Source organism: Streptomyces sp. NPDC046308 (assembly GCF_055588065.1).
The window spans coordinates 115,013-139,953 of sequence record NZ_JBVJFB010000006.1; the positions used below are offsets into that span (position 1 = coordinate 115,013).

Annotated in this window: 19 protein-coding genes and 1 pseudogene; 5 read left to right on the forward strand and 15 right to left on the reverse strand. The window is 72.5% G+C overall.

Going from position 1 to position 24,941, the window contains the following annotated elements:
• Positions 1–60: 60 nt before the first annotated feature.
• The 10 genes from ACZ6JT_RS23995 to rsmI form a co-directional block, all read right to left on the reverse strand.
• The gene (locus ACZ6JT_RS23995) at positions 61–1,851 is read right to left on the reverse strand and encodes an outer membrane protein assembly factor BamB family protein (RefSeq protein ID WP_469212711.1); all 1,791 of its coding nucleotides are present in this window, start codon (positions 1,849–1,851) and stop codon (positions 61–63) included.
• Positions 1,852–1,894: 43 nt separating this feature from the next.
• Positions 1,895–3,535, reverse strand: a complete 1,641-nt coding sequence (locus ACZ6JT_RS24000; protein ID WP_469212713.1) for an outer membrane protein assembly factor BamB family protein — start codon at positions 3,533–3,535, stop codon at positions 1,895–1,897.
• 154 nt (positions 3,536–3,689) lie between these two features.
• Complete coding sequence (locus ACZ6JT_RS24005; protein ID WP_469212715.1) at positions 3,690–5,498, reverse strand: ABC-F family ATP-binding cassette domain-containing protein; 1,809 nt, start codon at positions 5,496–5,498, stop codon at positions 3,690–3,692.
• 53 nt (positions 5,499–5,551) lie between these two features.
• Positions 5,552–6,934 (reverse strand): acyltransferase family protein, encoded by a 1,383-nt coding sequence (locus ACZ6JT_RS24010; RefSeq protein WP_469212717.1) that lies wholly within the window; start codon positions 6,932–6,934, stop codon positions 5,552–5,554.
• A gap of 182 nt (positions 6,935–7,116) precedes the next feature.
• Positions 7,117–8,028: a 4-(cytidine 5'-diphospho)-2-C-methyl-D-erythritol kinase gene (locus tag ACZ6JT_RS24015; RefSeq protein ID WP_469212719.1), complete on the reverse strand. Its 912-nt coding sequence runs from the start codon at positions 8,026–8,028 to the stop codon at positions 7,117–7,119.
• On the reverse strand, positions 8,025–8,945 hold the full coding sequence (gene rsmA / locus ACZ6JT_RS24020; protein ID WP_365472537.1) for a 16S rRNA (adenine(1518)-N(6)/adenine(1519)-N(6))-dimethyltransferase RsmA: 921 nt from the start codon (positions 8,943–8,945) through the stop codon (positions 8,025–8,027). Before rsmA ends, ACZ6JT_RS24015 begins: the two co-directional genes overlap by 4 nt.
• Positions 8,942–10,180 (reverse strand): ubiquitin-like domain-containing protein, encoded by a 1,239-nt coding sequence (locus ACZ6JT_RS24025; RefSeq protein ID WP_469213265.1) that lies wholly within the window; start codon positions 10,178–10,180, stop codon positions 8,942–8,944. Before ACZ6JT_RS24025 ends, rsmA begins: the two co-directional genes overlap by 4 nt.
• A gap of 562 nt (positions 10,181–10,742) precedes the next feature.
• A complete protein-coding gene (locus tag ACZ6JT_RS24030) occupies positions 10,743–11,630 on the reverse strand; it encodes a TatD family hydrolase (protein ID WP_469212720.1) in 888 nt (295 codons plus the stop codon).
• Between the two features lie 10 nt (positions 11,631–11,640).
• Positions 11,641–12,141, reverse strand: a complete 501-nt coding sequence (locus tag ACZ6JT_RS24035) for a hypothetical protein (RefSeq protein WP_469212722.1) — start codon at positions 12,139–12,141, stop codon at positions 11,641–11,643.
• 161 nt (positions 12,142–12,302) lie between these two features.
• Positions 12,303–13,220 (reverse strand): 16S rRNA (cytidine(1402)-2'-O)-methyltransferase, encoded by a 918-nt coding sequence (rsmI, locus tag ACZ6JT_RS24040; RefSeq protein WP_469212724.1) that lies wholly within the window; start codon positions 13,218–13,220, stop codon positions 12,303–12,305.
• 89 nt (positions 13,221–13,309) lie between these two features.
• On the opposite strand from rsmI, the gene ACZ6JT_RS24045 reads away from it, so the two are divergent.
• From ACZ6JT_RS24045 to ACZ6JT_RS24055, 3 genes and pseudogenes are all read left to right on the forward strand, one after another.
• Positions 13,310–15,079, forward strand: coding sequence for a dolichyl-phosphate-mannose--protein mannosyltransferase (locus tag ACZ6JT_RS24045; protein ID WP_469212726.1), 1,770 nt, complete (start codon positions 13,310–13,312; stop codon positions 15,077–15,079).
• A 627-nt stretch (positions 15,080–15,706) separates the two neighbouring features.
• Positions 15,707–16,708: a pentapeptide repeat-containing protein gene (locus tag ACZ6JT_RS24050; RefSeq protein WP_469212727.1), complete on the forward strand. Its 1,002-nt coding sequence runs from the start codon at positions 15,707–15,709 to the stop codon at positions 16,706–16,708.
• A gap of 146 nt (positions 16,709–16,854) precedes the next feature.
• A pseudogene (locus ACZ6JT_RS24055) lies at positions 16,855–17,024 on the forward strand (site-specific integrase); the annotation flags it as partial.
• 963 nt (positions 17,025–17,987) lie between these two features.
• On the opposite strand, the gene ACZ6JT_RS24060 reads toward ACZ6JT_RS24055, so the two are convergent.
• Complete coding sequence (locus ACZ6JT_RS24060) at positions 17,988–18,641, reverse strand: histone deacetylase (protein ID WP_469212729.1); 654 nt, start codon at positions 18,639–18,641, stop codon at positions 17,988–17,990.
• A 158-nt stretch (positions 18,642–18,799) separates the two neighbouring features.
• Between ACZ6JT_RS24060 and ACZ6JT_RS24065 the strand changes: the two genes are divergently transcribed.
• A complete protein-coding gene (locus ACZ6JT_RS24065; protein ID WP_469212731.1) occupies positions 18,800–20,425 on the forward strand; it encodes a penicillin-binding transpeptidase domain-containing protein in 1,626 nt (541 codons plus the stop codon).
• Positions 20,426–20,663: 238 nt separating this feature from the next.
• The gene (locus tag ACZ6JT_RS24070; RefSeq protein WP_469212733.1) at positions 20,664–21,158 is read left to right on the forward strand and encodes a YbaK/EbsC family protein; all 495 of its coding nucleotides are present in this window, start codon (positions 20,664–20,666) and stop codon (positions 21,156–21,158) included.
• On the opposite strand, the gene ACZ6JT_RS24075 is transcribed toward ACZ6JT_RS24070, so the two are convergent.
• From ACZ6JT_RS24075 to ACZ6JT_RS24090, 4 genes are read right to left on the reverse strand one after another with little or no spacing between them, the layout of a single operon-like run.
• Positions 21,147–22,304 carry a serine hydrolase domain-containing protein gene (locus ACZ6JT_RS24075; protein WP_469213267.1) on the reverse strand — a complete coding sequence of 386 codons (1,158 nt, stop codon included), beginning with the start codon at positions 22,302–22,304 and terminating at the stop codon, positions 21,147–21,149. The two genes, ACZ6JT_RS24070 and ACZ6JT_RS24075, sit on opposite strands and share 12 nt — an antisense overlap.
• Before the next feature lie 28 nt (positions 22,305–22,332).
• Positions 22,333–23,094, reverse strand: coding sequence for an energy-coupling factor ABC transporter ATP-binding protein (locus ACZ6JT_RS24080; RefSeq protein WP_469212735.1), 762 nt, complete (start codon positions 23,092–23,094; stop codon positions 22,333–22,335).
• Entirely contained in the window at positions 23,082–23,843 is a 762-nt protein-coding gene (cbiQ, locus tag ACZ6JT_RS24085; protein ID WP_469212736.1) for a cobalt ECF transporter T component CbiQ, read from the reverse strand. Before cbiQ ends, ACZ6JT_RS24080 begins: the two co-directional genes overlap by 13 nt.
• Position 23,844: 1 nt before the next feature.
• A complete protein-coding gene (locus ACZ6JT_RS24090; RefSeq protein ID WP_469212738.1) occupies positions 23,845–24,891 on the reverse strand; it encodes an energy-coupling factor ABC transporter permease in 1,047 nt (348 codons plus the stop codon).
• Positions 24,892–24,941: the final 50 nt, after the last annotated feature.

The following is a 24,941-nucleotide window of genomic DNA, read 5'->3' on the forward strand; positions in this document are numbered from 1 at the left end:
CGTGCGGGCGTGCGGGCGTGCGGGCGTGCGGGCGTGCGGGCGTGCGGGCGTGCGGGCGGATCAGCTCGCGGTGAAGGCGGTGAAGATGAACTCCGGGTCGGACGTGGCGGAGTACGGCTTCTTGACCGAGGTGCGCGCGAGGAACAGCTTGCCGTTGTGGTAGCGGTACTCGTGGTAGTTGGGCGAGTAGGCCGTCTCGATGCGCTGGGTCGTCTTGTCCGACGGGTTCTCCATCAGGACGGTTTCCTTCATCGTCTTGCCGTCGATGCTGACGACCTGGCCGCCCTTGTCGTACGGGGGCTCCTTGTAGGCGATGACGTTCGACCCGTCCATGCGCAGCGGGTACAGCTTGTACCGCTCGCCCGCGTCGGCGCGGTCGGTGGTCTGCTTGCCGGTCTCCAGGTCGAAGGAGAGCAGCTCGTTGGTCTTGCCGTAGGCGTCCTTGCCCTGGTGCTCGTAGGAGGGCAGGTAGAGCTTGCCGTTGCCGACGATCATCCCGGAGCACCGCTCGACCTCGGTGTGGCACTCGCCGCCGAAGGTGCCGGAGGAGAGCGAGATGTGCGTCTTCAGCTGGCCCGCGTTGTCGATGACGAAGAGGTCGCTGACGCCGCTGGCGTTCTTGGCGGTCTTGCCGACGTCGGCGGAGACGATCAGGGGCTTCGTGGAGACGATGCCGGCGGTCTCGATGCCCGCGGAGAGCTTGTACGAGTACTGCGGGGCGCCGGTGTTCGGGTCCAGGGCCTGCGCGTACAGGGTCTGGTTGGAGCTCTGGCCGCACCTGCGGATGACGGCGAGGGCCTCGCCGCCGCCGTAGCCGACGTCGCGGCAGCCTTCGCCGTCGACCTTGGGCAGCCACAGGGACTTGCCGTCGGCGAGGCTCCAGGCGGCGCCGCCCGAGGGACCGCCGGCGGCGACGGTCTGCCCGCTGACGGTGACCTCGTAGTAGGACACCGGCTTGTCACCGCTGGTGGCGCCCTTGGCCTGGCCGGTCCACAGGAGCTTGCCGGCGTTCAGGTCGACGACGCCGACCTCGGTGCACGGCGGGTACTTGACCTCCGGGGTGGGCTTCGCGGGCCGGAAGATCACCGCGGTCTTGTTGTCGGTGACGTGCCGGGACGCGCCGCAGAGCTCACCGGGGAGGGGAACCTCCCACTTCTTGCCGCCGTCGACGACGTTGTAACCGACGATCTTGTACACGTCGGACTTGATGTAGGTGGAGTCGGTCAGCCAGGACCCGGGGACCTGGACCATCTCGTCCGGCGTCGGGCTCGGCTGGTTGACCAGCACCTTCGACTTGACGTTGGAGGGCACCTTCTCGCTGCCGCCCGCGCCGGGCTGGGACTTGTCGTCCCCCGGCTTGTCGGGACCGCTGTCCGCGGTGTCCTTCCTGCCGTCACCGCCGCCGTCGCCGGAGGCGTACCAGAGGCCGCCGCCGACGATGAGGACGATGGCCAGCAGGGCCGCGCCGACGATCATCAGCTGGGTGCGCTTGTCGTTGCCGCCACCGGCCGGGCCCTGGGCGGCGGGCGCCGGAGCGCCGGGCGAGCCGAAGGACGACGGGGCGCCGGGGGCGCCGTAGGGAGGCGGGGTGCCGGGGGCGCCGAACGGCGGCGGGGTGCCGGGCTGCTGCGGGTAGCCGTAGCCGGGGCCGGTCTGCGGGTACCCGTACGCGGGGGGCGCGGCCGGCTGCTGCGCGGGCGCCGGCGGTCCGGCCGGCGGCGCGGGCGGTCCCGCCGGCGGGGCGGGGGGTCCGGCGGGCGGCGTGGGGGCGCCGAACCCGCCCGGCGGAGGGTCCTGCGGCGCGCCGAAGCCGCCGGACGGCGGCTGGCTGGGGGGCGGCGGGGTACTCATGGGTTGCTCTTGCCTCTCACTGGGCTGCTCGTTGGACGCGTTGTCACTTGCCGAAGACCATCAGGAGCTTCTCGTCCGTGCCCTTGGCCTGCAGCCGGGACGTCGAGATGAAGAACCGCCCGTCCACGTAGTCGAGCTTCGGGGTGCGGAAGGAGCTCTCGATCGGCGCGGCGGGGCCCGACGGGTGGCGCAGGAGCGCGGTGGGGGTGCCGCCGCCGGCCGGGATGGAGATGACCTCGCCGCCCTGTTCCTCCTCGGCCTTGCGGTAGGCGATCAGCTGCCCGTTGGCGGCCTTGAGCGGGGTGAGGGTGCGCTTGTCGCCCGCCGGGGTGCGCCACTTGACCTTGCCGGTGGCCAGGTCGAAGGCGACGATCTCGTTGGCCTTGCCGGCCCCCGCCGCGGTGGGCAGGTAGAGGGTGCCGGAGTCGACGACGGCCGAGGTGCAGGTCGTCAGGGCCCGGAAGAGGCCGGTGTCGCCGCAGCCGACGGCGAAGCTGCCCTCTCCTGCGAGGGTGGCGGTCTGCTTGCCGTCGGGTCCCAGGACCACGATGGAGCGCTGCTTGCTCTCCTCGTTGCCGATGTCGAGGACGAGCGGGTCCACCGAGTAGATGCTGGTGACCTTGTACTTCTTGGGGAGCCGGAAGGCCCAGGCCTTCTGGCCGGTGACGGGGTCGACCCCGTGGACCTCGGCGCTGGCGTCCGCGTCGCTGCAGGTGGCGAGGGCGATCATCCTGCCGTTGCCGGCTTCGTAGCCGTCGGGCTTGCAACCGGTGCCCATGGCGCTGCCGAAGAGCTTGTCACCGTTGCTGATCTTGAAGGCGCTGGCGGTGCCGCCGCGGCTGACGGCGACGGTGTCGCCGGTCATGGCCAGGGTGGGGCTGGTGAAGATGTCGAAGAGCCCTTCCTTGGGCACCTCCTTCGACCAGACCTCCTTGCCGGTCTTGAGGTCGACCACGCGCATCTGGGTGCAGGTGGAGTTCTCCCCGTCGCCGTCGCGGTACATGACGACCGTCTTGCCCTCGGCGGTGGTGTCCCGGGCGACGGAGCAGATCGCGGCAGGGAAGGCGAGCGTCCACTTCTCCTTGCCGTCGGTGACCGCATAGCCGGTGAGGGACTTCCAGACGCTCTTGACGACGGTGTCGCCGACGACCCACTGGGCCGCGGATTCGACGCCCATGCCGGGACCGTCGACCTTCGCGGTCTTGAACCAGAGGACCTTGTCCTCGCCCTGCTTGCGGCCGGAGTTGAGGTCCGGCCCCTGGCCGCCGGCGCCGGTGCCGTTGCCGTCGCCCTTGTCCACGGAAGGCGAGCCGGAGGGCTTGGCGTCCGTGGACTCCTGCGCGACGGGCGGCTTCGGATCCTCGTCGGACCCGGAGAAGCCGACGTAGCCGATGACGGCCACGGCGAGGACGGCCGCGGCGGCCGAGGCGGCGATCAGCACGGTCCGCTTCTTCTTCGGCGGCATGCCGGGGCCGCCCGGCGCACCGGGCATCCTGGGCGGCGGGTAGCCGTAACCGGGCTGCTGCTGCGGGACGGTGGGCGGCTGCTGCGCGTACGGGGCCTGCTGCGCGTACGGGTTCTCGCCCTGCGCCGGGTAGCCGTACCCGTGCTGCGGCGGGCCGGGCAGGTGACCGTAACCGGAGGGAGCCGGTGGCTGGTTCGGCGGCTGGGGCGGCTCGGTCATCAGCGCACGCTTTCGGCTTCGGCGGTCGGGGATGATGACCTTTCTATCACTGACGGCGTTCGAACACCGGGCCGGTCCGCCCCCTGTTCCCAAGGGAGGACCGGCCCGTGACGCCGTCGTTATCCCGCCGGTTGGGCCGGCGGGGGGAGGGGACCTAGGCCTCCTCGGCCAGCTCCAGCCAGCGCATCTCCAAATCGTCGCGGTCGGCGAGAAGTTCGCGCAGCTCCGCGTCGAGCTTGGCCACCTTGTCGTAGTCGGTGGAGTTCTCGGCGATCTGCGCGTGCAGGTTGCCCTCGCGGTCGGCGAGCTTGTTCAGCTGCCGCTCGATCTTCTGGAGCTCCTTCTTCGCGGCGCGGGAGTCCACCGAGGCGGCGGTCTTCGCCGCCGCGGCGGCGGTGGCCGGGGCGGCGGCCGGGGTGGCCGCCTCGATCATCCTCCGGCGGCGCTCCAGGTACTCGTCCAGGCCGCGCGGCAGCATCCGCAGGCTCGCGTCGCCGAGCAGCGCCATCACCGTGTCGGTGGTGCGCTCGATGAAGAACCTGTCGTGGGAGATCACGATCATCGAGCCGGGCCAGCCGTCGAGGAGGTCCTCCAGCTGGGTCAGGGTCTCGATGTCGAGGTCGTTGGTGGGCTCGTCGAGGAAGAGGACGTTGGGCTCGTCCATCAGAAGGCGCAGGATCTGCAGTCGGCGCCGCTCACCACCGGAGAGGTCGCCGACCGGCGTCCACTGCTTCTCCTTGGTGAAGCCGAACTGCTCGCACAGCTGGCCCGCCGTCATCTCGCGTCCCTTGCCGAGGTCGACGCGGTCGCGGACGCGCTGCACGGCTTCCAGGACCCGCAGGGACGGGTCGAGTTCGCCGACCTCCTGCGAGAGGTAGGCCAGCTTGACGGTCTTGCCGACGGTGATCTTCCCGGCGGCGGGCTGGACGTCGCCCTGGGTGCGGGCGGCTTCCGCGAGCGCGCGCAGCAGGGAGGTCTTGCCGGCGCCGTTGACGCCGACGAGGCCCACGCGGTCGCCGGGGCCCAGGTGCCAGGTGAGGTGCTTGAGCAGTTCCTTGGGGCCGGCGTGCACGCTGACGTCCTCGAGGTCGAAGACCGTCTTGCCGAGGCGGGCGTTGGCGAACCGCATCAGCTCGCTGGTGTCGCGCGGCGGCGGCACGTCGGCGATCAGCTCGTTGGCGGCCTCGATGCGGTAGCGGGGCTTGGAGGTCCGGGCGGGGGCGCCGCGGCGCAGCCAGGCCAGCTCCTTGCGCATCAGGTTCTGCCGCTTGGACTCCTCGGTGGCGGCGATGCGGTCGCGCTCGGCGCGGGCGAAGACGTAGTCGCTGTAGCCGCCCTCGTACTCGTGCACGTGACCGCGCTGCACGTCCCACATGCGGGTGCAGACCTGGTCGAGGAACCAGCGGTCGTGGGTGACGCAGACGAGCGCGGAGCGGCGCTCCTGGAGGTGCTGGGCGAGCCAGGAGATGCCCTCGACGTCGAGGTGGTTGGTGGGCTCGTCGAGGATCAGCAGGTCCTGGTCGGCGATGAGCAGCTTGGCGAGGGCGATGCGGCGGCGCTCGCCGCCGGAGAGCGGGCCGATGACGGTGTCGAGGCCCTGGCCGAAGCCGGGCAGGTCGAGGCCGCCGAAGAGTCCGGTGAGCACGTCGCGGATCTTGGCGTTGCCGGCCCACTCGTGGTCGGCCATGTCCCCGATGATCTCGTGCCGGATGGTGGCCTTGGGATCGAGGGAGTCGTGCTGGGTGAGGACGCCCATGCGCAGACCACCGGACTGGGTGACCCGGCCGGTGTCGGGCTCCTCCAGCTTGGCGAGCATGCGGATGAGGGTGGTCTTGCCGTCGCCGTTGCGGCCGACGACGCCGATCCGGTCCCCCTCGGACACGCCGAGGGAGATGCTGTCCAGCAGGGTACGTGTGCCGTACACCTTGCTGACTGCCTCGACATTGACCAGATTGACGGCCATCAGACGCGCTCCAGGTGGGGTACCCCCGGACGGACTCTGGGGGAGGGTGTGGATCAGCCCCCCAGCCTAACGGTCCGCGCCGGGGCTGACCGTTCCACGAGCAGGGCGCCCGCGAGGGCCATTCCGATGGCGACCGGAGCGGTGACCGGAAAGGCGATCAGGGTGGCGCTGTGGCCGTCGAGCAGACCGCCGAGTCCGGTCATGGAAAGGCCCAGGATGCCGAGCAGGCACAGGGTGATGCCGAGGGCGGCGACGAGGCCGCCGACGCCGCCCGCCGCGGCGGGGCGCGGCTCGGCCGGGGCGGCGGGGGCTGCGGGGGCGGCGGGGGCGGCGGGGGCCGCGGGGGCCGCCTCGAAGCGGCGGAACAGCGCGACGAAGCCGGCCGTCAGGGCGCTCGCGGCCAGGATCCGTACGGGGACCTGCGCCCACCAGGCGGCGCCGGCCGGGGCCGGCAGGTCCACGCCGAGGGCGAGCTGGGCCCCGTACACGCCGAGCATGGCGGTGAGGTGCCACAGGAAGGCGGTCATGGCGATGCCGTTGGCGGCGACCACCCCGCGCCAGACGCGGGGCCGCGCCAGCCAGGCGGCGGCGGGCCGGGCGAGCAGCTGGACGGCGCCCACGAGCCACATGGCGTGCGCGAGCAGGGCGAGGGTGGGCGGCGCCATGTTGGACACCTTCTCGCCGGGCATCCCCACCATGGACAGCGGGTACGGGCCGTACGCCACCAGGAGGACGGCCCCGGCGAGACCCGCGGCGGCGAGGACCGCGGGCCGGCGGATCCGGCCGTCGGCCCGCAGGAAGCCGAGCTGGTGGACGGCGAGCCAGACGAGGGCGAAGTTCAGGAACTCCACGTAGGGCACGCCGAACGCGAAGCGCAGTACGTCGACCAGCGCGGCCGACCCGGCCAGCGCGGCGAAGGCGGCCCAGCCGTGGCGCTCGTGCAGCTTCAGCAGGGGCGGGGTGAAGGCGACCATCGCCAGGTAGATGCCGATGAACCACAGCGGCTGGGTGACCATCCGCAGCGCGGCCCCGGTCAGCCGGCCGCCACCGTGCCCGGCGAGCTGCACGGCGAGCGCGGCGGCGGCCCACACCAGGACGAAGACGAGGGTCGGCCGCAACAGCCGCCGGAGCCGGGCCCGGAGGAAGGCGGCGTAGACGGAGGCCGCGGGGTCGCTGCGGCGGGCCAGGGAGCGGTAGGACAGGGCGTGCGAGAACCCGCCGACGAAGAAGAACACCGGCATGACCTGCAGCCCCCAGGTGAGCACCTGGAGACCGGGCACGAGGGCGAGCAGGTTCCCTATCCCGTCACCGCTGACGGCGGCCATCAGCCAGTGCCCGCCGATGACGGTGCCGAGCGAGGCGACGCGCAACAGGTCGACGTACCGGTCCCGGCCGGGCGGGGTGGCGAGGGCGAGGTCGCGTGCGCTGGCTGTCATGGGCCTACGGTCGCCCGCGGCACGGGGGCCGCGACAGGGCGCGGATACTCAACTCGCGCCTAGGTACCGGGGCTCCGCCCCGCGCCCCGCTCCTCAAACGCCGGAGGGGCTGGATCTTCCAGCCCCGCCGGCGTTTGAGGAGCGGCAGTCCGGGGGCCGGCCGCCGGCAACGGTCCGCAGGGTCAGGACGGCAGGACCGTGGCGCCCGGGGCCGGGCTGGACGCCACGCGAGTGGCACGGCAGGTGCCCGAGGCGTCCAGCGCGGCAGCGACCTTGGCGGCCGTCCCCTGGTCCGCGACCAGGAACGCCGTCGTCGGGCCCGAGCCCGAGACCAGCGCGGCCAGCGCACCACCCTCCACGCCCGCCGCCAGCGTCCGCGCCAGCTGCGGCCGCAGGGAAAGCGCCGCCGCCTGCAGGTCGTTGCTCAGCGCAGCGCCCAGCGCCTGCGCGTCCCCCGAGGCCAGCGCCGCCAGCAGCGCCGGCGAGGCCTCCGGCTCCGGGACCACCACGTCGGCCGTGAGGCGGTCGAACTCGCGGAACACCGCCGGGGTGGACAGCCCCCCGTCGGCCACCGCGAACACCCAGTGGAACGCCCCCGCGGCCACCGGGGTCAGCAGCTCACCGCGGCCCGTGCCGAGCGCGGCCCCGCCGACGAGGCTGAAGGGGACGTCACTGCCGAGCTCCGCGCAGACGTCGAGGAGTTCGGCGCGCGGGGTGTCCAGGCCCCACAGGGTGTCGCAGGCCAGCAGGGCCGCCGCACCGTCCGCGCTGCCGCCCGCCATGCCGCCCGCCACCGGGATGTTCTTCGCGATGTGGAGGTGGACGGCGGGCTCGATGCCGTGGCGGGCCGCGAGGATCTCGGCCGCCCGCGCCGCGAGGTTGGTGCGGTCCAGCGGGACCTGGTCGGCGTCGGGGCCCTCGCAGGTCACCGTCAGCGTGTCGGCCGGGGTGGCCGTGACCTCGTCGAACAGGGACACGGCGAGGAAGACGTTGGCCAGGTCGTGGAAGCCGTCGGGCCGGGCCGCGCCCACCGCCAGCTGCACGTTGACCTTCGCGGGGACCCGTACGGTCACACCCGTCGTGCGCGCGCTCACAGTGCGGGCCTCTCCATCGCGGGCTTGTGCTCGGCGATGGCGGCGAACTCCTCCACCGTCAGGGACTCGCCGCGCGCCTGCGGCGAGACGCCGGCGGCGACCAGCGCCGACTCGGCGCCCGCCGCCGAGCCGGCCCAGCCGGCCAGCGCGGCGCGCAGCGTCTTGCGGCGCTGCGCGAACGCGGCGTCGACGACCGCGAAGACCTCCGCCTTGGTGGCGGTGGTCTTGATCGGTTCGGTGCGCCGCACCAGCGAGACGAGACCGGAGTCGACGTTCGGCGCGGGCCAGAAGACCTTGCGGCCGATGGCGCCGGCGCGCTTGACGTGCGCGTACCAGTTGGCCTTGACGGAGGGGACCCCGTACACCTTGTTGCCCGGCTCGGCGGCCAGCCGGTCCGCGACCTCCGCCTGCACCATCACGAGGGTCCGCTCGATGGTGGGGAAGCGGTCGAGCATGGTCAGCAGGACGGGCACGGCCACGTTGTACGGCAGGTTCGCGACGAGCGCGGTCGGCGGCGGCCCGGGCAGCTCCGTGACGAGCATCGCGTCGGAGTGCACCAGCGCGAAGCGGTCCTTCTTCGCCGGCATGCGGGCTTCGATGGTGGCGGGCAGCGCGGCCGCCAGGATGTCGTCGATCTCGACGGCGACCACCCGGTCGGCGGCCTCCAGCAGCGCGAGCGTCAGCGAGCCCAGCCCCGGGCCGACCTCGACGACCACGTCGTCCGGGCGCACCTCGGCGGTCCGCACGATCCGGCGGACCGTGTTGGCGTCGATGACGAAGTTCTGCCCCTTCTGCTTCGTCGGGCGTACGCCGAGTGCGGCGGCCAGCTCCCGGATGTCGGCCGGCCCGAGGAGGGCGTCGGGCGTGCCGGGGGTACTGGAGGAGGGGTTCTCGGGCTGCTGCTCTGCGGTGCTCACCGGTAAAGCCTACGGCCGCAGTGGGGCCAGGGGCTCGCCCCCCGCTGCACGTAGAGCTTCTTGGCCCGGTAGGTCTGCTCCGTGCCCGAGGCGTCCTGGGGGCGGCCGCTGCCGCCGAGGCCCTGCCAGGTGCGGACGTCGAACTGGTAGAGGCCGCCGTACGTTCCCGAGGCGTCGGTGGCCGAGGGGCGGCCGCCGGACTCGCACTGGGCGAGGGCCGCCCAGTTGAGGCCGTCGGCGCCGGCGACGGAGCTGGGCAGCGGTTTGGTGCCGACCTTGACGAGCTGGGTGACGGGCTCGCGCACGACCTCGTCGGCGATGGCGCGGGGCGTCTGGCGGACCCCGTTGACCGTGCGCAGGGAGTAGGTGACCCGGCGGGCCCCGGGCCGGCCGGCACGTTCGACGACCTCGGTGCCGGCGAACAGGTCGGGGTCGTTCACCTTCTCGGTCTCGAACGGGATGCGCTCCTCGCGGACCTCCCGGGTGCCGGTGATGCGGAGCACGGTGACGGTCTGGCCGTCGCGCGGGAACGCGGTGGGGGGTACGGAGGTGGTGTCCTGGCCCTGGAGGGTGATGCCGGCCTGGTCGAGGGCTTCCCGGACGGTGGCGGCGTTGGTGCGGATGGTGCGTTCGCGGCCGTCGGCCATGAAGGTGACGCTGCGTTCGGTGCGGACGCTCAGGGCGAGGCCGGCGCGCGGGACGGGCGCGGTGCGGGGGGCAGAGAGGTAGGCGCCCTCGGCGCGGATGCCGAACTGGCGCAGTGCGCCTTCGACGGTGCGGGCGGTGGTCCACACCTGGCGCTGCTGTCCGTCGAGGGTCAGGCGCAGGGGGCGGCCGTAGCGGACGACGATCTCCTCGCCGTCCTCGAGGGGTTCGCCGGGGGCGGGGGCGACGAGGTCGTGGGGGCCGACGCCGAGGCCTTCGGCGGCGAGGAGTTCGTCGACGTCGTCGGCGAAGGTGTGCAGGCTCCTCGGAACTCCGTCCACGGTGAGCCGTACGGACTTGTCGGCGGCGACGAAGGCGGTCGTGCCGCCGGCGAGGAAGGCGACGACCAGCGCCTGCGGAACGATCCGCCGCCAGTTCCCGCCGGGTGCGGCGGGGGCGCCGCGGGCGGCGCGACGGCGGCCGGTGCCGGGCGGCGGGGCCGGGGCGTCGGCGGGCGCGCCGCGGCCGCGGCCGCGCCGGCCCGTCCCGGGGGCAGCCGGGGCGGCGGGGACGGCGGGGGCGGGTGCCACGGCGGCGCCGGCCGCGCTCGCGGCCCGGCGGCGGCCCGAGCCGGGGGCGGCCAGGGTGTCGGCCTCGGAGAGCCTGGCCCGTTCGGCGAGCTCGGCCAGCTCCTCCAGCGCGGCCAGCCCGGCCAGCCCGGCCAGTTCGGCGAGTTCGGCCGGTGTCCCGGCGCCGTGGGGACCGGGCCCGGTCGCCGTGTCCGCGGTCCGGCGGCGGCGCCCCGCCCGCCGGCTGCCGGGGCGGGGGCCGGGGACCCCGGGGTCGGGGTCGGGGTCGGGGTCCCGGAGCGTGTCCCCCGGATCGCCCGTACCGGCCGTCCAGGCCTGGGGCCCGGCCCCGTACGCCTCGGGGAGGGGACCGCCACGGCGGTGACTGCCCTGCGTATCGCTCACGACGCTCGCTCCACTGGTGATCCGGCACCCCGGTTCGGGCACGGCACCCTAGCGGAGGAGTCGTCACGCTCCAAAGTCGGACGGACACCCAGCGTGTCGGATCCGGGGCGGCCCGAGGTTCCGGAACGCCGGTGGATCACCGGTGGAAGGACGGGCCGACGGGCGGATGCGGGCGGATTCAGTAGGCGAAGGCGCGGGCCGTGTTCGCGGCCAGCGCGGTGGCCATCGCGTCCTCGTCGATGCCGCGGACCGCGGCCATCGCCCGTACCGTCAGCGGAATGAGGTACGGCGCGTTGGGCCGTCCGCGGTACGGCGCCGGGGTGAGGTAGGGCGCGTCGGTCTCGACGAGTACGAGCTCCAGCGGGGCCACGGCCAGCGCCTCGCGCAGCGGAGCGGCGTTCTTGAAGGTGACGGTCCCGGCGAAGGACATGTAGTACCCGGCGGCGGCGCACTCGCGGGCCATGTCGGCGTCCCCGGAGTAGCAGTGGAAGACGGTCCGCTCCGGGGCGCCCTCCTCGCGCAGGACGCGCAGCACGTCCGCGTGGGCTTCGCGGTCGTGGATGACGAGTGCCTTGTTCCGCCGTTTGGCGATCTCGATGTGGGCGCGGAAGGAGCGCTCCTGCGCGGCCATCCCCTCCGGGCCGGTGCGGAAGTAGTCGAGGCCGGTCTCGCCGACCGCCTTCACGTGGTCGAGGGCGGCGAGCGCCTCGATCTCGGCGAGCGCCTCGTCCAGCGCGGCCTCGCCGCCGCCGACCCGGGCGCCCTGGCGCGACCACCCGTCAGGATCGCCGAGGACGATCCGGGGGGCTTCGTTCGGGTGAAGGGCGACGGCCGCGTGGACGTTCTCGTACGCGGCGGCGGTCTCGGCGGCCCACCGGGAGCCCTTCACGTCGCAGCCCACCTGGACGACGGTGCTCACGCCGACCGAGGTGGCCTTCGCGAGGCCCTCCTCGACGGTGCCCGCCTGCATGTCGAGGTGGGTGTGCGAGTCGGCCACCGCCACCCGGAGGGGTTCGGGCAGCGGGGGCAGTGCGTCCTTGGAGGCGGAGGAAGGGCTAGGGCTCATACGGCCGATCTTATGACCGGCGGAAGAAGCCCATCAGGCGGGAGAGCGGGCCGCGGCGCTCGCGGGCCTGGTCGACGGCGACGGGTCCGGGCGAGTCGTGCGTGCCCTTGCGGGGCTTCGGGGTCCGGGGGACGTTCGCCCCGGCCGGCACCGGTCCGGCGATCCCGGGGGCGATGCGGTGGTGGTAGAGGTGGTCGATCATGCCGAGCACCGAGGAGACCTGGCCCGCGCGCATGATCCGTACGACGTGTCCGCCGCAGTTCATGCAGGTCGGGTTGGACAACGGGGAGGGCACCCGCTCACCGCCGACCGTGTACATGATGAACGGCTCGCCCCTGCCGTCGACGTGGTGCTCGATGGCGTACGCCTGCTCCCAGGCGTAGCCGCACCTCATGCAGGCGAAGGAGTAGGCCTCGTGCACGGTCTGCACGTCGGCGCGGGAGACGGCGGCGGGGACTGCGGGGGGTACCGCGGCGGGGACGGGTACCGGGGTGTCAGCGATCTCACTCATGCCAGCTCCTCTTGTTCCACTGGTGCCCTTGCCAGTGGACGCCTCTTCGGGCGGGAGCGCATCAGGCCCTGTCCAGTGTTGGACGGTCTTTGGGCGAGTCCATGCCCAAAGCGCCCGGTGCCCGGTCTGAGCTTTGCTTTTCAGGTTAGCCCTTTACCGACTTACGGCATCTTCTGTGCCGCATTCTTTGCCGCGACCACGGCGTCGAACACCTCGCGCTTGGGTACCCCGGCCTCGGCCGCGACCGCCGCGATGGCCTCCTTGCGCCGCTCCCCCGCCTCCTCGCGCACCCGCACCCGGCGCACCAGCTCCTCGGCGTCCACGTCACCGGGTCCGGCGGCCGGGGCGCCCTCGACGACGACGGTGATCTCCCCGCGCACCCCCTCGGCGGCCCAGGCCGCGAGCTCGCCGAGCCCGCCGCGCTTGACCTCCTCGTACGTCTTCGTCAGCTCGCGGCAGACCGCGGCCCGCCGCCCGGCGCCGAAGACCTCGGCCATCGCGGCGAGGGTGTCGTCGAGCCGGTGCGGGGCCTCGAAGTAGACGAGGGTGCGCCGCTCGGCCTCGACCTCGCGCAGCCGGCCGAGGCGCTCGCCCGCCTTGCGCGGCAGGAACCCCTCGAAGCAGAACCGGTCCACGGGCAGCCCGGACAGCGCGAGCGCGGTGAGCACCGCGGACGGCCCGGGGACGGCGGTGACCCTGATGTCCTTCTCCACGGCGGCGGCGACCAGCCGGTAGCCGGGGTCGGAGACCGAGGGCATGCCGGCGTCGGTCACGAGCAGGACGCGCGCGCCGCCGGCCAGGGCCTCGACCAGCTCGGGGGTGCGCGCCGACTCGTTGCCCTCGAAGTACGACAGGACGCGCCCGGTGGTGTGAACGCCGAGACCCTGCGTCAGCCGGCGCAGCCGCCGGGTGTCCTCGGCGGCGATCACGTCGGCCCGCTCCAGCTCGGCGGCGAGGCGCGGCGGGGCGTCGGCGAGGTCGCCGATGGGGGTGCCGGCGAGGACGAGCGTGCCCGTCGGGCCGTCCGCCGCGGCGGCATGGGGGGTGGGCTGGGTACCGCGGGGCTGGTCGTTTGTCACGCGCCCATCCTCTCAGTCCCGCGCCCCGCCGCCCCCCGTCAGGCCCCGGCCACTGGGGCGTACACACTTCTCTTCCCTACGATGTGCCGGTGACCAGTACCGCGACGTCGTCGCCCAGCCCCGCGGGGGCCCCTGCCGCCTCGCCGGCGGGGCGCGAAGAAGAGCCGCCCACCTGGCTGCGCCGGCTGCGCGGCTTCGGCTACGTGCCGTCCGCCACCGCGTCGCCGCGCCCGGACGTCCGCACCCGGCTGGTGCCCCCGTACGCCCGGCCGTCCCGGCAGCTGTGGTTGACCTTCGGTCTGCCGCCGGAGGTGTGGGGGACCTGGCAGCGCATCCTCGGGTGGGCGGGGCCCCTGCTGGTGGCGCTGGCCGCCGGGGTGCTGCGGTTCGTGCACCTGGGCAGCCCGAAGGCGGTGATATTCGACGAGACGTACTACGCCAAGGACGCCTGGGCCACGATCAAGCAGGGCTACGAGGCGAACTGGCCCAAGGACATCGACAAGTCGATCCTCGCCAACCCGGACGGGGTCGGGCTGCCGGTGGACCCGGGCTACGTGGTCCACCCGCCCGTGGGCAAATGGGTGATCGGGCTCGGCGAGTGGATGTTCGGCTTCACCCCCTTCGGCTGGCGGTTCATGACCGCCGTGCTCGGCACCCTGTCGGTGCTGATGCTGTGCCGGATCGGGCGGCGCCTCTTCCGTTCGACCTTCCTGGGCTGTCTGGCGGGCGCGCTGCTCGCGGTGGACGGACTGCACCTGGTGATGAGCCGCACCGCGCTGCTGGACCTGGTGCTGATGTTCTTCGTGCTCGCCGCGTTCGGGGCGCTGCTCATCGACCGCGACCGGGTCCGGCTCAGACTCGCGGACGCGCTGCCCGTCGATCCGGAGGGCCGGACCCGGCCCGACATGAAGATCGCCGAGACGCTGCGGCTGGGCTGGCGGCCGTACCGGATCCTGGCCGGGGTCTGCCTGGGCCTGGCCGCGGGCACGAAGTGGAACGGTTTCGTCGTCCTGGCCTTCTTCGGGGTCCTCACCGTGCTGTGGGACGCGGCCGCGCGCCGCACCGCGGGCGCGGGGGCCCCGTACGCGGCGATGATGCGGCGCGACGCGCTGCCCGCGTTCGTGTCCACGGTGCCGGTCGCGATCGTGACGTACGTGGCCTCGTGGTCGGGCTGGATCTTCAGCCCGGACAACGGCAAGGGCGGCTACCTGCGCGACTGGGCGGCCAAGAACGACCAGCACAGCGCGCTGTCGTTCCTGCCGGAGTGGCTGCGCAGCCTGTGGCACTACGAGACCGAGGTCTACCGGTTCCACGTCGGGCTGACCTCGGGGCACACCTACGAGTCGAACCCGTGGAGCTGGCTGGTCCTGGGCCGGCCCGTCTCCTACTTCTACGAGTCGCCCGCGCCCGGCACCGACGGCTGCCCGGCGACCGAGGCGGGCAAGTGCGCCCGCGAGGTGCTGGCGCTGGGCACCCCGCTGCTGTGGTGGGCGGGCTGCTTCGCGCTGCTGTACGTGCTGTGGCGCTGGTTCTTCCGCCGTGACTGGCGGGCGGGTGCGATCGCGTGCGCGGTGGCCGCGGGTCTGCTGCCCTGGTTCAACTACCAGGAGCGGACGATCTTCTACTTCTACGCGGTGGTCTTCGTCCCGTACCTGTGCCTGGCGGTGGCGATGATGATCGGCGCCCTCCTGGGCCCGGCGGGCTCGTCCGAGCGCAGACGGGCCCTGGGCGCGATCGGGGCGGGGGTGCTGGTCCTGCTGATCGTGTGGAACTTCATCTACTTCTGGCCGATCTACACGGGCCAGACCCTCCCGATGGACTCCTGGCGCGGCCGCATGTGGCTGGACACCTGGGTCTAGCAGCCAAAACGACGGGCCCGGCACCTCCTGGTGCCGGGCCCGTCGTGGTCGTTGCCGGTGGTCGCCGGCCGTCCTGGGCCGCCCCTCGACGGCCCACAGACGGCCCAGATTCCAGCCGCATGCCGTCCCCCGCTGCTTGCGGCTCTAGTGGGCACCTCGGAGGCGGCACAGAACTTCGTCCAGCTCGCCCAGCCCTGGGCGTAGGCGCCGCGGGTGGACTCGCGGCGGCCGTCGGCGACCGTGCGCACGGCCTGGCGGTCGATGTGGTCGAGCGCGGCCCGAGTCGCGGTGTCGTAGTCCTCCGGCCGGGCCGGCGCGGCCAGGATGACGACCGCATCGAGCGTCTTCTTTATCCGAGATCCATGGCCGACCTGTTGCTCCCGCCACGGAGATCTCCACGCTGGGATTCCGCTCGGGAGCTCCGCCGTCCGAACGGTGACCGTGTACGTCCCTCGGCCGACTGAGCGCGCGGGGCTGCTGTCTACCGGTTCGAATTGCCCTATGACCAGGGCACCCCGAACGACGGCCGGCAGTCGGCTGCGGCGGATTGGCCAGCGGGCCGGCCAGCAGCAGCCTGCCCCAGACCCCGGTAACGGCTCCGCGTCCCGCAAGCGTCTGTGGAGGCGGGTGGAGAAGACGGTCGCCGTCCTGGCGTCTATCGGCGCACTCATTCTCGTCGGCTTCACCTGGAAATCGATTACGCAGGTCAACAGCGCACAAGACATCGACCGAGAAGGGCACATCACCGACCGGTACATGGCTGCTGTCGAGCTTCTCGGCAACAGGGACTCCGAGGAAGTGCGTCTGGGTGGGCTCTACGGTCTGCAGCGGGTCATGCAGGACTCTTCCCGTGACCAGCCCACCGTGATCAACGTCGTTTCGACCTTCATCCGTGCTCACAGCCCGAAACCGCCAGAGGCCAAACTGAGGGCTTTGCCCAGTGACATCACCGCTGCGCTCGCCGTCCTCAGGACCAGGGACGGCCGCCACGACGGAGATGTGCACATCGACCTGCACGACACGGACCTCCAGTCCGCCAATCTGCGCGAGGCGGTCTTGACCCGTGCGGACCTGCGCAATGCCTTCATGTTCGTCGCGGACCTGAGCGACGCGGACCTGGGCCGCGCTCGATTGGACGGCGCGGTCCTGAGCAACGCGAAACTGTTCCACGCTCGACTGGGCAGTGCGGACCTGAGCGACGCGAAACTGAGCGGTGCTCGACTGGGCGGCGCGGACCTGACCGACGCGAAACTGGGCCGCGCGGACCTGGCCAGCGCGAACCTGGGTGACGCGAACTTGCGCAGCGCGGACTTGCGCAGCGCGGACCTGAGCGCCGCGTACCTGGGTGGCGTGAACCTAAGCGGCGCGGACCTGTCCCGCGCGAAACTGGGCGGCGCGGACCTGCGCGACGCGAACCTGCGCCGCGCGGACCTTACCGAGGCGACGCTGGTCTGCGCGGATCTCCGTGCTGCAGTCCTGCAGGGCGCAGACATTGGAAAAGACCAGCTGATGTCTGCTCGGGTCAACACAGACACTTCTCTGCCCGCATCTCTGGCAGGTGACCCCGAGCTGAAGAAGAAGGCCGCATCACAGACCTGGCCAGACGACTGCAAATGGGGTGCTCGATGACCGACGTCGAAAGCTCCGTTCGGAGCCCCGCCCGGTGAATGACCGGCGGACCGCGGTCCGGCGATCAGCCACAGGATGAGGACGGCGTCGAGATCCTGGCTCTACCGGTTGACCACGGAGATACCGCGGCCGCCGGTCACCTCGGGAACATCCGGGCCCTGAGTCAGTACCTCGGTCATGCCGACCCGGGCTTCACGCTGCGACGTACACGCACCTGATGCCCAGCAGTGAAGGCCGACTCGCGCAGCGGTCGATTCCATCCTTCACACTACGGGCGACGGCGAAGTCGCCCAATGAGTCAACCCTTCCAACGTAGCCTATTCAGGAGCCAATGAGACGCAGCAGAAGTATCACGGCGACAAACACAAGAGATACCCACATCAAGGCCCGAAGGCTACGAATGAACTGTGCAGAGGACCTTCCAGTCGCCTCCTCAAATCGAACATCAATCAGCTGATGCTGACAGGAAACGAAGGGGGGCTCCATCCGCGAGAACATGATAGGCGACTTCGTTACCCATACCCAGCCTACCTGTCCCGATGCGCACGTCGATTCCGTCAATGCCACCGGAGGAGGGGCCGAAACGGACGGCCTAATCTCAGTATCTAGAAGCTGAAGAATCGGGGTCCCAAGCGAGAATTTAATAGGTTCACCGCGATCAAAATTTACGCTACTCACATCGCGACTACCTGCGTTCATGAGAACAATGCGCACCACACGCGGATCACCCAAAGGGGCTCCATTGAAGCGCACCTCTAGGAACGATCCCACCCCTGACGTGCTTGCAAGAGGCGCGTGTCTTGAACCCTTGAGAATATCCGCCGCTTTGGGTTACTCGCGCGCAGGGTAGCCCACATCGCACCAGCTCCGACACACAGCGCCACGATCACCGCGGCAGCAGCCCAGAACGTGCCAGACACGTAGAACGGACCCGCCAGAACCATGACTCTGATCTAACCAGCCGGAGGGGGTGCCGCCAGGGCTTTTCCGAACCTGCCATGCCCCTACCGTGCTCCGTGACGGCCCCCACGGCCCAGCGGGGTCAATCACCACCAAGAGCCAAAGAACCAGCTGGTCAGGGGGCGCCGCGTCCTGCCACCGCAATTTCATCTACTTCTGGCCGATCTACACGGGCCAGACCCTGCCCATGGACTCCTGGCGCGGCCGCATGTGGCTGGACACCTGGGTCTAGCAGCCAAAACGACGGGCCCGGCACCTCCTGGTGCCGGGCCCGTCGTGGTCGTTGCCGGTGGTCGCCGGCCGTCCTGGGCCGCGCGTGTCAGGGCAGGAGGGACGCGATCCGGGCCGCGCTCCAGTGGCCGGCCGCGCCGGGGCGGCGGGCGAGGTAGTCGGCGACGGAGGGGGCGTCCCAGGCCCCGGACTCCAGCAGGCCGGCCGCCAGGTGCGTGACGTACGCGGCGGCGGGGCTGACCCACTCCACCTCGTGCATCGCCCAGGGCGCGGTGAAGGTCAGCACCGGGATGCCGTCCAGGGCGCCGGAGCAGATCAGCGTCTCGTACCGGCCGGGTCCCAGCTCGTCGCGTCCGGTGCGCAGGACGCGGGTGAGGTCGACGTCGGCGTCGGCGCCGGGCTCCCGGTACATCTCCTGGGCGGCGATGTCGGAGAACTGCTGGGCGGTGACGAGGTGGGCCCGTCCGCGGGTGCGGCCCGGCGCCGTCGGGTCGTAGAACCCGCGGCCGCCCGTCCACACGGGGGACTCGGTGGCGAAGTAGAGGCTTCCGGGCAGTTCCACGGCCACCGAGCGGGCCGGTGGGCGGGGGTCGCGGCATCCGGGCTGGCTGCGGGCGCCGCCCGCCGGGGTGCCTCCGGCGAGGTAGCGGGAGAGCCGGCCGCGGTGCGTGTTCGAGCCGTAGGAGGTGTACCAGATCCGCTCGGGGGGCGGTCCGCCGATGCGGAGCGCCTCCACTGCCATGGGCCTCGTCGTGGTCATCAGTTCGTACAACGGTCTTCGCAGTCGCGATGTTCCGGTCCGGTAACAACGCCCGGAACGATTCGCTCCGCAGCGTAAGGTCCACACCAAGGGTTCTTTGAACATGTTCAGAGAGCCGTCGCTCCTGGGGAGGGGACGCAGTGAACGGGGCAGCAAAGGGTGCCGTCATCGGCGGGGTGTTCCTCGCGATGCTCGGCGGCGCCGGGTACGGGGTGTACGCCCTGGTCGGGGACAGCGGCGAGGCGAAGAACGGCGACACCGCCGTCCGGGCCGAGAAGGGCAGCGGGCCCATCGGCGCGAAGGAGACCACCGCGACCGCAAAGGCGTTCCTGGCCGCGTGGGCCGCCGGGGACGAGCGGGTGGCCGCCGAGCTGACGAACAACGCCGCGGCCGCGCAGAGCGCCGTCGGCGACTTCAGGACCAAGGCGTACGTCGCCAAGGCCGTGATCACCCCCGGCCCGGCGAACGGCACCACCGTGCCCTTCAAGGTCGAGGCCGAGATCACGTACGAGGGCGTCACCAAGCCGCTGGCCTACGACTCCCAGCTGACGGTGGTGCGCGGGGTGACCAGCGGGAAGCCGCTGGTCGACTGGCAGCCGTCGGTGATCCACCCGCAGCTCCAGAAGGACGAGAGGCTGCGCGCGGGCGCGGCGGCGAACCCGCCGGTCAAGGCCGTCGACCGCAACGGCGAGGAGCTGACCGCGGAGAAGTACCCCTCGCTGCGGCAGGTCCTCGACGAGCTGCGCCAGAACTACGGCGGCAAGACGGGCGGCCGGCCGGGGGCGGAGGTGTGGATCGAGCCGGCCCTCAAGGAGTCCCCCAAGCGGACCCTGCTGACGCTGGTCGAGGGCGAGCCGAGCACCCTCAAGACGTACCTGGACGCGAAGGTGCAGGCGGCGGCCGAGCAGGCGGTCGCCAAGTACCCGGAGGCGTCGGTGGTCGCCGTCCAGCCGAGCAACGGGCACATCCTCGCCGTCGCCAACCACCGCACGGACGGGTTCAACGCGGCGATGCGGGGAGCCAGGGCTCCCGGCTCCACGATGAAGATCGTGACGGCGGCCATGCTGCTCGACCGCGGACTCGTCGCGGCCGACAAGCCGGCGCAGTGCACGAAGGAGGTGCGCTGGGGCGGGCGCACCTTCCACAACCTGGCCAACTTCGAGCTGCCGGGCGCGAACTTCGCGACGAGCTTCGCCAAGTCCTGCAACACCGCCTTCATCAAGCCTGTCGCGCAGGTGAACGACGACGCCGCGCTCTCGAAGGAGGCCAACCAGGTCTTCGGCATCGGCCTGGACTGGAGGACGGGCATCCAGTCCGTCGACGGCACGGTGCCGACGGCGACGGGCGCGGAGGAGGCCGCCGGGTACATCGGGCAGGGCAAGATCACCATGAACCCGCTGAACATCGCGTCCGTCACCGCGACCGCGCGCACCGGCGTGTTCCGCCAGCCGCTGCTGGTCTCGCCGGAGCTCGACGGCCGGAAGATCGCGACGGCGGAGCGGCGGATGAAGCCCTCGGTGCAGCAGCAACTGGTCTCGATGATGCGGCAGACGGCGACGGCCGGCACCGCCGAGAAGGTCATGCGGTCGGTCGGCGGCGACAAGGGCGCGAAGACGGGCTCGGCGGAGGTCGACGGCGCCGGGAACCCGGACAGCTGGTTCACGGGCTACAGCGGCGACGTGGCCGCTGCCGCGATGGTCGAGGGCGGCGGCCACGGCGGCGACGCGGCCGGGCCGATCGTCGCGCAGGTCCTGAACGCGGACTGACCTGCCGCGCCCGGCAAGCCTCGGGCACCCCGGCCGACGGACGGAGTCCGGCGCAGCGGCCCGAAGCCCACGAGGCGCCCCCGGCGCCGAGCAGCGCGAGAGCCGCGTCAAAAAGGGGCCGCGGCCGGGCCCATCGTCGCGCAGGTCCTGAACGCGGACTGACCTGCCGCGCCGGGTGGGGTGTCCGCAGGGTGAAAGTGGGATGACGCCTCCGCGCGGCGGGGGCTAGCGTCCGGGCATGACCACCACCGCGCACCCCCGTTTCGCCGAGGCACTGGCCGCCCTGGGCATCGACGCCGAGGTACGGGCCTTCCCGGAGGCCACCCGGACCGCCGCCGAGGCCGCGGCCGCGATCGGCTGCGAGCTCGGCCAGATCGTCAAGTCGCTGATCTTCGCGGCGGACGGCGTCCCCGTCCTGGTCCTGATGGACGGGGCCTCGCGCGTGGACGTCGCGGCGGTCGGCCGCGAGCTGGGCGCGGCCCGGGTGGCCCGGGCGGACGCGGCCGTGGTCCGGGAGACGACCGGCTACGCCATCGGCGGGGTGCCGCCCTTCGGGCACCGCACGCGCACCCGGGTGCTGGCCGACCGCTCGCTGCTGGCCCACGACACGGTCTGGGCCGCGGCCGGTACCCCGCACACGGTGTTCCCGATGGCTCCCGGTGAGCTCGTCCGGCACGCCGGGGCCACCGTGGCCGACGTGCGCGAGCGGCCGTCGGAGCCGTCAGAGGGCTGAGCGCAGGGCCCGGACCAGGGCCTGGGCGCGAGGGTCCGCGGTGACCGACTTGGCCAGGGCGTTGGTGACGTAGCCGAAGCCGATGCCGGCGTCCGGGTCCGCGAAGGCCAGGGAGCCGCCGCGGCCGGGGTGCCCGAAGGAGGCCGGGGAGAGCAGCGGCGAGGCGGGGCCGTGCAGCATGTAGCCGGGGCCGAAGCGGGTGTTCACGACGAGCACCCGGTCCGGGCCCGAGGAGAGCTCGCGGCCGGCCAGCGCGGTGGTGGCCGGGGTGAAGATCCGCGCGCCGTCCTCGACCACGCCGATCGTGGCCCCGTAGAAGCGGGCCAGGGCGCGGGCCGTGCCGATGCCGTTCGTGGCGGGCAGTTCGGCGGCCCGGTAGGCGGGGTCGTTCTCGTCGGGCAGCGGATCGATGGCGCGGAAGGCGCGGCGGGTGAGGGAGTCGGGGTCGGCGTAGGCCTCGGAAACGTTCCTGCGCGGCCGGGTCCTGAGCATGCCCGCGCTCTCCGGCGGGTCCACCGGGGCCACGCGGCCCACCCGGTGCGCCTCGGTCTCCGGCAGTCCGATCCAGAAGTCGACGCCCAGCGGCTCGGTCATCTCCTCCGCCAGTACGGAGCCCAGCGTGCGACCGGTCACCCGCAGCACCAGCTCGGACAGCAGCCAGCTGTAGGTCTGCGCGTGGTAGCCGTGCTCGGTGCCCGGCTCCCAGAACGGCCGCTGCGCGGTGACGGCGTGCGCCCCGGACACCCCGTCCGCGGCCTCGGCGGCGCTCAGCCCGCGGTCGATCACCGGGACGCCGGCCCGGTGCGCGAGCAGGTCGCGGACCAGGATCCGCTCCTTGCCGCCCGTCTTGAACTCCGGCCAGTACGAGCCCACCGGCGCGTCCAGGTCGAGCAGCCCGCGCTGGTGCAGCAGCAGCGGCACGGCGGCGGCGACGCCCTTGGTCGCGGAGCGGACTATCTGCGCGGTGTCCCCGGTCCAGGGTTCGGTGCCTTCGGCGTCCTTGGTGCCGCCCCACAGGTCGACGACCTTGCGGCCGTCGCGGTAGACGGCGACGGCCGCGCCCCGGTCCCCGAGCACCTCGAAGTTGCGTACGAAAGCGTCCCGGACGGGCTCGAAGCCCTCCGCCACCACACCCTGGATCTCCACGAGCACTTCAACAACCGACGACCGGGGCTTATGCCACCGATACCGAACGGGGGTCGAAGCCGAAGGGGAGCTCCAGCCGGTGGGCCCGCATCAGCTTCTCGTCGCACAGCAGGTCCTGCGTGCGGCCGTCCGCCGCGATGACCCCGTCGCTGAGGATCACCGAGCGCGGGCACAGTTCCAGCGCGTACGGCAGGTCGTGGGTGACCATCAGGACGGTCACGTCGAGGGAGCGCAGGATGTCCGCCAGCTCGCGGCGTGAGGCCGGGTCCAGATTGGACGAGGGCTCGTCGAGGACCAGGATCTCGGGGCGCATGGCCAGCACGGTCGCCACCGCGACGCGGCGGCGCTGCCCGAAGGACAGGTGGTGCGGGGGCCGGTCGGCGAAGTCCGCCATCCCGACCTGGTCCAGGGCGGCCCGGACCCGCTCCTCCAGCTCGGCGCCCCGCATTCCGGCCGCGGCCGGCCCGAAGGCCACGTCCTCCCGGACCGTCGGCATGAACAGCTGGTCGTCGGGGTCCTGGAAGACGATCCCGACCCGGCGCCGGATCTCGGCGAGGTTGCGCTTCTCCACGGGCAGCCCTGCGACGGCCACCGCGCCGACCCCGCCGCCCAGGATGCCGTTGAGGTGCAGCACCAGCGTGGTCTTGCCGGCGCCGTTGGGTCCGAGCAGGGCGACCCGCTCGCCGCGCCCGACGGTCAGGTCCACCCCGAAGAGGGCCTGGTGTCCGTCGGGGTAGGCGTAGGCGAGGCCGGAGACTTCCAGCGAGGGGGAGAGGTTCACAGCGTCCATCCCATCAGACAGACGGCGAGGGCCGTCACCGGGAGCACGGCCGCGTACGCCCACTGGGCGCGCGAGGCCGTGACCTCGTCGATCACCGGCATCGAGCCGGCGTAGCCGCGGCTGACCATCGCGAGGTAGACCCGCTCGCCGCGCTCGTAGGAGCGGATGAACAGTGCGCCGGCGGTCTTGGCCAGCACCCCCCAGTGCCGGATCCCGCGGGCCTCGAACCCGCGGGAGCGGCGGGCGATCGACATCCGGCGCAGCTCGTCGGTGACCACGTCGCCGTAGCGGATCATGAAGGAGGCGATCTGGACGAGCAGCGGGGGCAGCTTCAGCCGCTGGAGGCCCAGCAGCAGGGCCCGCAGCTCGGTCGTGGAGGCCAGCAGGACGGAGGCGGCCACTCCGAGCGTGCCCTTGGCGAGGACGTTCCAGGCGCCCCACAGGCCGGAGACGCTCAGCGACGCGCCGAGCACCTCCACCCGCTCGCCCTCGGCGACGAAGGGCATGAGCACGGCGAAGGCGACGAACGGGATCTCGATCAGCAGCCTGCGCAGCAGGAAGCCGGCCGGGATCCGGGCCACGGCCGCGGCCGCGGCGATGAGGACGGCGTACAGGCCGAAGGCCCACACCGCCTCCCGCGGTGTGGACACGACGACCACGACGAAGGCGAAGGTCGCGGCGAGCTTGCAGTGCGGGGGCAGGTCGTGGACCGGCGTGTGCCCGTGCCGGTAGAGCTTGTGGGCGTGGCCGGCTCCCATGTCAGCCCGCCGAGACGGAGGTGGCGGTCAGCTCCCCGGTGCGGCGGCGGCGCACGGCCCAGAAGATCCCGGTGCCGGCGACGACGGTCACGCCGACGCCGATGACTCCGGCGAGGCCACCGGAAAGGCGGGCGTCGTCGACGTTCTTGACGCCGTAGTCGGCGAGCGGCGAGTCGGCGGCGGCGTGGTCCTCGACCTTCGCGTCGATGCCCTTGTCGGCGGCGACCTTCTCCAGGCCGTCGGGGCTGGCGGAGGCGTAGTAGGAGACGAACCCGGCGAGGACGAGCGCGGTGACCAGGCCGGTCGCCCACACCTTCCGGGTGGAGCGGGCGGCCACCGGGGCGGCGGCGGCCGCGGGGGCGTCGACGAGCTCGCCGCCGACGCGCAGCTTCAGCGGCGCGGTCAGCCCGCGGGCCCCGTGGACCAGGTCGGGCCGTACGGCGATCACGGCGCCCACGGTCGCGGCGGTGATGACGGCCTCGCCGATGCCGATGAGCACGTGCACGCCGACCATGGCGGTGAACACCTTGCCGATGGCCACGTCGGTGGTCCCGCCGATCGCGTAGACGGCGGTGAAGGCGGCGGCCGCGGCGGGCACCGAGAGCAGGGCTCCCGCGAAGGCGGCCGCGGTGACGGAGCGGCGGGTGGGCGGCAGGATCCCGAGCAGCCCGCGGAAGATCGCGTAGGCGACGACGACGGTGACGACGCCCATGACGGTGATGTTCACGCCCAGGGCGGTCAGCCCGCCGTCGGCGAAGAGGATGCCCTGCATGAGCAGGACGACGGACACGCACAGCACACCGGTGTAGGGGCCGACGAGTATCGCGGCGAGGGCCCCGCCCAGCAGGTGGCCGCTGGTGCCGGCGGCCACCGGGAAGTTCAGCATCTGCACGGCGAAGATGAAGGCGGCGACGAGGCCGGCCAGCGGGGCGGTCCGCTCGTCGAGCTCGCGGCGGGCGCCGCGGAGGCTGAGGGCGACCGCGGCTGCGGCCGCCACTCCGGCGGCCACCGAGACGGGTGCGTTGATGAATCCGTCGGGCACATGCATGGAGTGGCTCCGCTTCCGTACGCCTTGACGCAGTGTTTAACCGTTCAAGA

Coding starts and splice junctions, on each gene's coding strand:
- ACZ6JT_RS24030 (WP_469212720.1), bottom strand. CDS start 11,630: ATGAGCCCTAGCCCTTCCTCCGCCTCCAAGGACGCACTGCCCCCGCTG.
- ACZ6JT_RS24090 (WP_469212738.1), bottom strand. CDS start 24,891: ATGCATGTGCCCGACGGATTCATCAACGCACCCGTCTCGGTGGCCGCC.
- ACZ6JT_RS24070 (WP_469212733.1), top strand. CDS start 20,664: ATGACCACCACCGCGCACCCCCGTTTCGCCGAGGCACTGGCCGCCCTG.
- ACZ6JT_RS24005 (WP_469212715.1), bottom strand. CDS start 5,498: ATGGCCGTCAATCTGGTCAATGTCGAGGCAGTCAGCAAGGTGTACGGC.
- ACZ6JT_RS24000 (WP_469212713.1), bottom strand. CDS start 3,535: ATGACCGAGCCGCCCCAGCCGCCGAACCAGCCACCGGCTCCCTCCGGT.
- cbiQ (WP_469212736.1), bottom strand. CDS start 23,843: ATGGGAGCCGGCCACGCCCACAAGCTCTACCGGCACGGGCACACGCCG.
- ACZ6JT_RS24035 (WP_469212722.1), bottom strand. CDS start 12,141: ATGAGTGAGATCGCTGACACCCCGGTACCCGTCCCCGCCGCGGTACCC.
- ACZ6JT_RS24010 (WP_469212717.1), bottom strand. CDS start 6,934: ATGACAGCCAGCGCACGCGACCTCGCCCTCGCCACCCCGCCCGGCCGG.
- ACZ6JT_RS24060 (WP_469212729.1), bottom strand. CDS start 18,641: ATGGCAGTGGAGGCGCTCCGCATCGGCGGACCGCCCCCCGAGCGGATC.
- ACZ6JT_RS23995 (WP_469212711.1), bottom strand. CDS start 1,851: ATGAGTACCCCGCCGCCCCCCAGCCAGCCGCCGTCCGGCGGCTTCGGC.
- ACZ6JT_RS24080 (WP_469212735.1), bottom strand. CDS start 23,094: ATGGACGCTGTGAACCTCTCCCCCTCGCTGGAAGTCTCCGGCCTCGCC.